The 7,153-nt window shown below is 44.1% G+C and carries 4 protein-coding genes; 1 reads left to right on the top strand and 3 read right to left on the bottom strand.

Features of this window, described 5'->3' with window-relative positions; translation table 11 throughout:
- On the top strand, window positions 1-2,538 hold a 2,538-nt coding region (locus FCL47_RS18690), incomplete at its 5' end, for a LamG-like jellyroll fold domain-containing protein (protein WP_304992178.1).
- 91 nt (window positions 2,539-2,629) lie between these two features.
- Here FCL47_RS18690 and FCL47_RS18685 read toward each other — a convergent pair.
- Genes FCL47_RS18685 through FCL47_RS18675 form a run of 3 tightly spaced genes read right to left on the bottom strand, consistent with a single transcriptional unit; the run spans window position 2,630 to window position 6,782 of the window.
- Complete coding sequence (locus FCL47_RS18685; protein WP_136815156.1) at window positions 2,630-3,238, bottom strand: response regulator transcription factor; 609 nt, start codon at window positions 3,236-3,238, stop codon at window positions 2,630-2,632.
- Window positions 3,238-4,632: an HlyD family type I secretion periplasmic adaptor subunit gene (locus FCL47_RS18680; RefSeq protein WP_240744297.1), complete on the bottom strand. Its 1,395-nt coding sequence runs from the start codon at window positions 4,630-4,632 to the stop codon at window positions 3,238-3,240. Before FCL47_RS18680 ends, FCL47_RS18685 begins: the two co-directional genes overlap by 1 nt.
- Window positions 4,629-6,782, bottom strand: coding sequence for a type I secretion system permease/ATPase (locus FCL47_RS18675; RefSeq protein WP_136815155.1), 2,154 nt, complete (start codon window positions 6,780-6,782; stop codon window positions 4,629-4,631). Before FCL47_RS18675 ends, FCL47_RS18680 begins: the two co-directional genes overlap by 4 nt.
- Window positions 6,783-7,153: the final 371 nt, after the last annotated feature.

The following is a 7,153-nucleotide window of genomic DNA, read 5'->3' as shown; positions in this document are numbered from 1 at the left end:
GCACCTACTGTACTTATTTCCGAAGATACCAATAATGACGGCACGATCGCACATTCCGAGATTGACGGAACGGTTGGCGTAAAAATAACTGCGCCTGCGGATGCGGTGATCGATGATATCCTGCGCGTCACCAACCCTGACGGCACGGTCACCGATCACGCCGTAACCCAGGATATTCTCGATAACGGGTTAATCCTCGAGTATGCACGACCGGAAGACGGGGAAAACATCACCGTCACGGCAACTCTGGTGGATAAGGCCGGTAATATCTCCGAGACGGCAAGTGACTCCGCCATCATGGGCGATACGACACCAACCCAGGCACCTACTGTACTTATTTCCGAAGATACCAATAATGACGGCACGATCGCACATTCCGAGATTGACGGAACGGTTGGCGTAAAAATAACTGCGCCTGCGGATGCGGTGATCGATGATATCCTGCGCGTCACCAACCCTGACGGCACGGTCACCGATCACGCCGTAACCCAGGATATTCTCGATAACGGGTTAATCCTCGAGTATGCACGACCGGAAGACGGGGAAAACATCACCGTCACGGCAACTCTGGTGGACAAGGCCGGTAATATCTCCGAGCCGGCAAGTGATTCGGCCATCATGGGCGATACAACAGCAAGCAATCCAATCATAACTGCATCAGATGCAGAAGGTGGAGAAGATACCGCCATAGCATTGCACATCGGTTCTACATTAACCGATATTGATGGCAGTGAAACTCTTTCAGACATGACGATCAGCGGTGTTCCGACAGGAGCCATACTAAGTGCGGGAATTGACAATAGCGACGGAACCTGGACTCTTACCCAAGATCAACTGGAAGGACTTACTGTCACCCCGCCTCATAATAGTGATGAAGATTTTACTCTGACTGCCAGCGTAACAAGTACTGAAATTAACGGAGATACTGCTACAACCACAGAACAGATCGAAGTTACCGTAAATGCTGTGGCGGATGCCCCAACCATTGTGGTTAATTTGAGCAGCCACAATGTTGTAAATAACGGGCTGGTTGGGCATTGGGTATTTGATGAAAACGATACAGGCAGTAAACGTACCTATAACCTGGTTGATAACCGCGAAGGAATCCTGATTGATGATGCGCAGTTTAATAGTGACGGCCACAATTTATCTTCAATGTCCCTTGATGGGAAAGGTGATTATGTTGAGGTTGTCGGAGGTTACACAACTCCTCTTGCCGGAACGGCAACTCTTTCTGCCTGGATTAAGCTGCCAGAAGGATTTATTGGCGTTAAAGGAAATAATAATATTGGCTGGGATTCTCCAAGTATCATCGGATCAGAACAAAATGGTGGAACAAACGATATCCAATGGGGTTGGATAAGTGATGATGGCCATATCAATATGGGTGTAGCCAACAGTTATGGTGCAAAATCAACTACTGTCGTTAATGATGGAGAGTGGCATCATGTTGTATTGACTCGGGATCATGTAACAGGTGAAACCAGTGTTTATGTGGACGGGAATTTAGAGAGTACTGTTAAGACAGTAACTGGAATTAAAGACTCAACACATATAAGCGGATTTGGTGCAACATTTGGCTCAAATGGCTTAAATGAATACCTGCAGGGGGAACTCGATGACATACGTATATACGACCGCGTCTTGACAGCGAGTGAAGTTTCCCAGATTTCTGCCTATGAAAACAATATGTCCGCTTATGATCTTATAGGCATTGAAGGAGATCCTGTTTTCTTCACACTAAATGCCGGACTTGTTGATACCGACGGATCAGAATCAATCACCAGCCTCATGATTTCTGGTATACCTGAAGGAGCAACACTGACTGACGGAGACCATTTCTTTACCGCCACTGCCTCAACTACTGAGGTGAATGTTACAGATTGGGATACAAATAATTTCAGTATAACAGCCTATGCGGATGCTGGCGGGGAAAATCAAGTTTACACATTAACCGCTTCGGCAACAACAACAGAGAGTTCAAACAACGATACCGCCACCACAAGTACCACTTTTAATATCTTTGTCATAGACACAAATCTTGCTCTTAGCGGCGATGAAGGCAATGACTACATTAAAGGCAGTGACACTGACGATGCGTTAGATGGAGGAGAAGGCCATGACACCATTGCTGCGGGTGCAGGTAATGATACAATCGTCTTTGACAGTGATGATATCTCAATCAATGGTGGTGAAGGTATCGATACCCTGTTGATTCATGATCCCGTACTAGATTTCAGTAAAATCTCAACAATAGTTCAGAATATTGAAAAACTCGATTTGAGTGACAATGGACACACTGTCGAGTTAAGTCTCAAGGATGTCTTTGATATGACTTCCGGGCCAAATCACACTTTGGAAATTGATGCGGGAGATGATGATACAATTAGTATTAATACGAGCGGTTGGACGCAGGATGCATCTCACTCAGGATTATTTACCAATGCAGGCGGTGAAACAGTGCAAATTGTCTCTTCAGATGATGCTGGAAATGATATCCACATTGATTATACCGATGACGGTACTTCTATAGGATAAATACCAAGCATTGTGATAACCAAAAACAGAGAGCCGGAGCAATTCATTACTGACACGGCTCTCTGCATTAGCCAAAAGGAACAGCTCTTTCTCAACAGTTGACAAAACGAGTGTCTTCCTTTAATCGAAGACCTAATTCCAAACGATTCCGCAAACCAGTCTTGTCATATATTGAACTCATATGGGCTTTAACAGTGCGCAGACTAACATACATTTTGTCGGCCATCTGCTGGTTGGTCATGCCTTCAGTGACATAAAGAGCTACTTCCTGCTCCCGTCGACTTAACTTACTCAGGATATCATGACTTGATTGATCAATGTTTTCAGTTCCAACTGAAGCAATCAGTTGAGAAATAATAGCCGGCGGAAGCCATATCTGGCCAGCTTTCACACTTTTCACCGCTTGATCTAAGTTCTCCTGACGCATATGCCGATTTCCATAGCCTCTGATACCGCGCTGGAGCAACATAACAGCCTCCGGGAAAGTCGGAACTACCGTAAGAGCAATGATTGGCAAAGAAATATGGCTGCCTTCCGGGATCTTGCTGTGCTTTATATCAACAACTAACACTTCACCTTCCGCCAGATTCCTTTTTCCCAAAAGACGAATATCCGGAATGAAAACAACGCCAGACTCTCCAAAGAGTGAGAGAAGTTTTCCTGACAATACATCATCTTTACTGCAACATATTACCGCCATTATCGTTCCCGCAAAGCATTATTTTTGGCTCTGAGAATTGGTTTCATAATATATTGCATTACCGTTTTCTTGCCCGTGATGATATCCACCTGTGCTGTCATACCAATGATGATATTTTTTTTATTATCTTCAGTGCCAAGATAATTCTGCTTACTTTTTACACGCACAAGATAAAATTCTTCCCCCTTTTCATCGGTAATCGTATCGGCACTGATAAGAGTAACCTCTCCTTCCAGACCACCATAAATTGCAAAATCGTATGCGGTAAATTTTAATATGGCTTTCTGCCCAGGATAGATAAAGGCAATGTCCGAAGGCTTTATCTTCGTTTCTACCAGGACACCTTTATCAGCCGGGACGATCTCCAGAATATCCATTCCTGGTTTTAACACACCACCAACGGTATTAATCAGGAGTTGCTTAACCGTGCCATCCACTGGAGACCGAACATTCGTTCGGGTAACCCTGTCTTCGATTGCGACCTGCGTGAAAGACAATCGGTCGATCTCGGCCATCACCGCATTGAGTTCTTCCAGGGCAGTCGCATGGCGTGATTCATCGATCTCTTTAATTTTTTGATCGGCTTCAATAATCTGCACATTCAATTTCTCAATCGTTTTTATGGTTCGATTTACTTCCTGTTTTTTTTCCAGATCCTTTTGCTGTAATTGTAAAAATTCGAGTTCGGAGATCAGATTTTTTTGCCGTAATGGACGACTTACTTCAATCTCTCTGTTTATCATATTCTGGCTCGCCTTAAAGGACTTAAGGTCCTGCTGCGCGTCCTGCAACTCAATTTTCCGTTGCTGCAATTGTTGCTGCAACACAGATTTTTGATTTTCATGTTGCCTGAGGTGAGTAGCATAAAGCCTTTTTTCATTTTTCATCAAATCAGCTATCTGGCCGTCACCTTCAATTTCAATAAGGGTCTCAGTAATACCTGATTCAGCACGTAATCTGCTGGATTTCGCCATGAGTTCATTAATCTTGCTGGCACTTTCATCATAGGAGCTGCCGATACCGGTATCATCAATCGTGAGGAGCGTTTCCCCCTGCTTCACGAATTGCCCTTCAACCACATGAATTTCCTTAACAATACCACCTTCCAGGTTTTGTACTACCTGGATTTGACGGGAAGGTATCGTTCGTCCTACTCCCCTGGTTCGTTCATCTAACTCAGCAAAATAACTCCAGGTTATGGAGGTAATCATGACAAGACAGATAACGTACAAAAGCACGTTCAGACGAGACGAACTCCCGGCAAGCATCGCCCCACTGAGACTGTTCATAAATTCAACATCTGTCTTGCTGTACTTACCATTACGCTTCATTGGGCCAACCTTGTTCTTGTCTGAAGGAACTGCGGAGGCGGTATCTTTTGGGTCTGTAATCACAGGCTTTTGCCTCCAAGTCGAGCAAGAATTTCATCCTTTGGACCGTCCATGACAAGGGCACCATCGTCCATCACCAGCAGACGATCAACAATGGCAAGAATAGAAGGCTTATGCGTGATTATAATGGTAGTTTTGCCTTTTGTGGCCTCTTTCAAGTTGTTAATCACCTTAACTTCTGTGTTGTAATCCATCGCGTTTGTCGGTTCATCAAGCAAAACTATGGGGCTTTCGGAAATAAAGGCCCGGGCAAGCGCAATTGATTGCCGTTGCCCACCGGAAATATTGTAACCTCGCTCGCCTACCTGTAAATCCATGCCAAGCGGGTGGCGGTCGGTCAAGGCGTTTACTACGCCAAAACCTGCTGCTTTGACAATTTCAGCATCTGTCGCATGGGGAGATTTAAGGGTAATATTGTCACGAACAGTTCCTGAAAAGAGGGTTACATCCTGGGGAACAAAATTATAATTCTGCCTTATATCTACTGGATCAATTTGTTTAATGTCCAGATTGTCGATGAAAACAGCACCACTGCCGGCTTCATAAAAACCGAGGAGAATATTACTGAGTGTTGATTTTCCTGAACCAACCTGACCTATTATGCCTACACGTTCACCCGCCTTAATTTTGAAACTGATATTTCGTAAGGCTTTTTGGTCTTCCCCAGGATAGGAAAAATCGACGTTTTTAAATTCTATTTCCCCCTTGAATTCCGGTCGTCTGATGAACCGTTTGCCATCGGGGCGTTCCTCTTTTTTGGCCATCAAATCATTGAGGGATTGCAGACCTGTTTTCATCTGTTGGTAGTTTGTCAGTAAAGAAGCAGCCTGTGTCCATGGTGCGATGGAACGAGTTGCTAATATATTGACGGCGATCAATCCACCCATTGTCAACTCACCATCTTTTATGAGATACACCCCGACGACAATAACGAGGACGGAACACAATTGCGTTAAAAAGGCGGAGATCGTTGACAGGGAACTCGACCTTATTCTAGAACTGAGACTTTTTGAGGCGATATCACCAGTCGACTCCTCCCAATGCCATTGAATGGTACTGCTGGCATTAAAGGCTTTGATTGTCTCTAAATTGGCAAGAGATTCAACTAAAATACTATTGCGCCTGCCTGCCGCAGCATGCGTACTTTCAACAATTGTCTGAATAGCTTTTTTCATGGGTACCGTGAAAAGAAACAGTACAAAGATGACAGCAACAGGCAACAGTGCCAGGGTGGGTTGTATGGAATAAATCACCAGCACAAAGATCACCGAGAAAGGTAACTCGATAAAAGCAGTGAGAGCAGTCGATGCCAGAAAGGAACGTATTCCGTCAAAATCACGTAAATTGCTGGCGAATACGCCAACAGACCGTGGACGTTCTGCCATTTTGATATTCATGGCGTGTTCAAAGAGCATCGAAGAAAGGATAATGTCGCTCTTTTTTGCAGCTCTTTCCAACAAAACTGTTCTGAGAAATTTCAACGTAAGATCAAATGAATAGATGAAACCAATACCTATAGCAAGAACCCACAGTGTGTCTATGGCGTTATGAGGAATGACCCTGTCATAAACATTCATGGTGAAGAGGGGACCGGCTACTACAAATATATTTATGAACAGAGTGGCCAGTATAACCCGGAGGTAAATATCCTTGAATTTATATAATGTCCCGAAAAACCAGTGTTGATTGCTCTTTAATTTGTTTTCATCAAGCAGAGTGTTCTGGCCAAACCCCTCATACTTTCTCCTTAACAGGAAAACATAGCCGAGATATTCATCCTCCAGCTTATCGAGAGCTATCTCCATAGGATCATCATCAATACTGGGGATAATGACAATTGCCCGACCCTCTTCAAGAGATAATTCGGTCAGCACACACGCATTCTCATTTTTTAGCAGGAGTATCGTGGGGAGAACAACTGCAGGAATTGATGCCAGGGGTCTTTGTTGTAGATTGGAAGTAAATCCAGCTCTGGCTGCAGCTCTTGAAAAGTTCGATTTAGAGCTGTTGATGGTAAATAATCTCTGTTTCTCCTCTTTTGGATCAAACGGGAGACCTTCAACCAAGGCCTCTGCCGAGGCAGGTTTTTTGTTGATTTTGGTTAAAGTAACCAGACAGAGTAGAAGAGGATCAGACCGTAATTTTTCATCCATATCTTTATTTCTATTTAAAATGGCAGAAGGCGGCGTTAAAGAGGAGATACAAGAAACGAGAAAACAACCGGGAAATCCTGATGACAAACCACCTGATTAAGGGGGGATTTCTTTGCTCAAAGGGGCACAATACAATCTTATGAGTTACTCGCAATGACTGAAAAGACTTCGAATTGTCTGATTTTTACCGATATTTTCCCTTCACTGAATCCGTGAAGGAGCGCAAACGGGGTGATAATTTCTTAGTGGTATTCTTATCGGAGGCAACGCCGCCTTTCATAAGAAATTTATCATCTCGGTGTCAAAGAAGCTTCTGCCTTAGCGGCATAAGTTGTGCTATGGCGTCACCCGTTATTAAAAATGATACCGGA

This window comes from Desulfopila sp. IMCC35006, assembly GCF_005116645.1.
In the GTDB taxonomy this organism is placed as follows: domain Bacteria; phylum Desulfobacterota; class Desulfobulbia; order Desulfobulbales; family Desulfocapsaceae; genus Desulforhopalus_A.
Note: the sequence above shows the minus strand (reverse complement) of the source record. Positions and strands in the feature narration are given on the sequence as shown.